The organism is Arthrobacter sp. HMWF013, from assembly GCF_003061105.1.
Taxonomy (GTDB): domain Bacteria; phylum Actinomycetota; class Actinomycetes; order Actinomycetales; family Micrococcaceae; genus Arthrobacter.
In genome coordinates this window covers 1-1,236 of record NZ_QAIQ01000604.1, presented here as the reverse complement: position 1 = coordinate 1,236, position 1,236 = coordinate 1, and the positions used below count along the sequence as shown (strand labels likewise).

2 protein-coding genes are annotated in these 1,236 nt (G+C 65.3%); both read left to right on the top strand.

Annotated features, from left to right (window positions below):
- Positions 1-114 precede the first annotated feature (114 nt).
- Positions 115-489: a glyoxalase superfamily protein gene (locus DBR22_RS20355; protein WP_108600491.1), complete on the top strand. Its 375-nt coding sequence runs from the start codon at positions 115-117 to the stop codon at positions 487-489.
- Between the two features lie 51 nt (positions 490-540).
- Positions 541-1,221: an HAD-IA family hydrolase gene (locus DBR22_RS20350; protein ID WP_108600490.1), complete on the top strand. Its 681-nt coding sequence runs from the start codon at positions 541-543 to the stop codon at positions 1,219-1,221.
- The last annotated feature ends 15 nt before the right edge of the window (positions 1,222-1,236 follow it).

Genomic DNA, 1,236 nt, shown 5'->3' with positions numbered 1-1,236 from the left:
GTCCTACATCGTCCCCGGACTGGGCGACGCCGGCGACCGCCTGTACGGCATCGCGGGCTGACTGCCGGCCGTCGGGCCCTACCGGATTCATTGCTTCGCGGCTAGCCTGTGCGGATGGACTGGAAACTTGAACTCGTTTTTGTGCCCGTTTCCGACGTCGACCGCGCCAAGGACTTCTACGTCAACAAAGTAGGGTTCAACGCGGATTTCGATGAGCGGCCCACCGACTCCATTAGATTCGTCCAGCTGACCCCACCGGGTTCGGCCTGCTCCATCAGCATCGGCGAGGGGCTCACGGATGCCCCGCCAGGCAGTGCGCCGAACCTGCAGCTTGTGGTCTCTGATATCCAGGCGGCACACGACCACCTGAAGAACAACGGCGTGGATGTCAGCGATATTGACGTGCAGGACTGGGGTCACTTCGTCTATTTTGCGGATCCGGACGGCAACAAGTGGGCCGTGCAGTACATCCCCGGACGTGGCGCTTAGCGCGCCGGCAAGGGCAAAGCCGTCCATACTCCATAGGGCAAAATGGGGAGCATGAACCTCCCCGCGCCTGCCGCCGCCCGCACACTCACCTGCCGTGCCGTCCTGTTTGACATGGACGGAACGTTGGTGGATTCCACGGCCGTGGTGGAGGAGGTGTGGGGCGAGTTCGCGGCCCGGTACAACCTGGACATCGCCCAAATCCTGCGGACCTCCCATGGTGTGCAGGCGGTCGACACAGTGCGGAGGTTCGCTCCGGTGGGGTCCGACGTCGCGGCGCTCACCGCGGAACTCGGTGCCATGGAAAGGGTGCGGACCGCCGGCATCATCGCCCTGCCCGGGGCCGCGCGGCTGCTCGGGAGCTTGCCTGCAGACGCCGTGGCGCTGGTGACATCGGCCGACCGGATTCTGGCGGACATCCGGATGGACGCCGCCGGTATTGCCATGCCGGACACTTCCGTGACGGCGGACATTGTGACCAAGGGCAAGCCGCACCCTGAGGGCTACCTGACGGCGGCCCGCCTGCTGGGTGTGGAGCCCGGGGATGCCGTGGTGTTTGAAGATGCGCCGGCGGGAATCGCGGCAGGGGTGGCCGCAGGCATCCGGACCATCGCAGTGGGCTCCAACACGGGAGCGCTGCCGCCCGGCGTCCTGCATATCCCTGATTACTCCGCAGTCTCGGCGTCGCTGGGCTCAGATGCGCAGGGAAGAAGGACTATTTCTTTCCGGCTTTGAGATCCGCCACTACCT

What these genes read in the sequence shown, in the direction of transcription:
- DBR22_RS20355 (WP_108600491.1), top strand. Translation starts at nt 115, where the DNA reads ATGGACTGGAAACTTGAACTCGTTTTTGTGCCCGTTTCCGACGTCGAC.
- DBR22_RS20350 (WP_108600490.1), top strand. Translation starts at nt 541, where the DNA reads ATGAACCTCCCCGCGCCTGCCGCCGCCCGCACACTCACCTGCCGTGCC.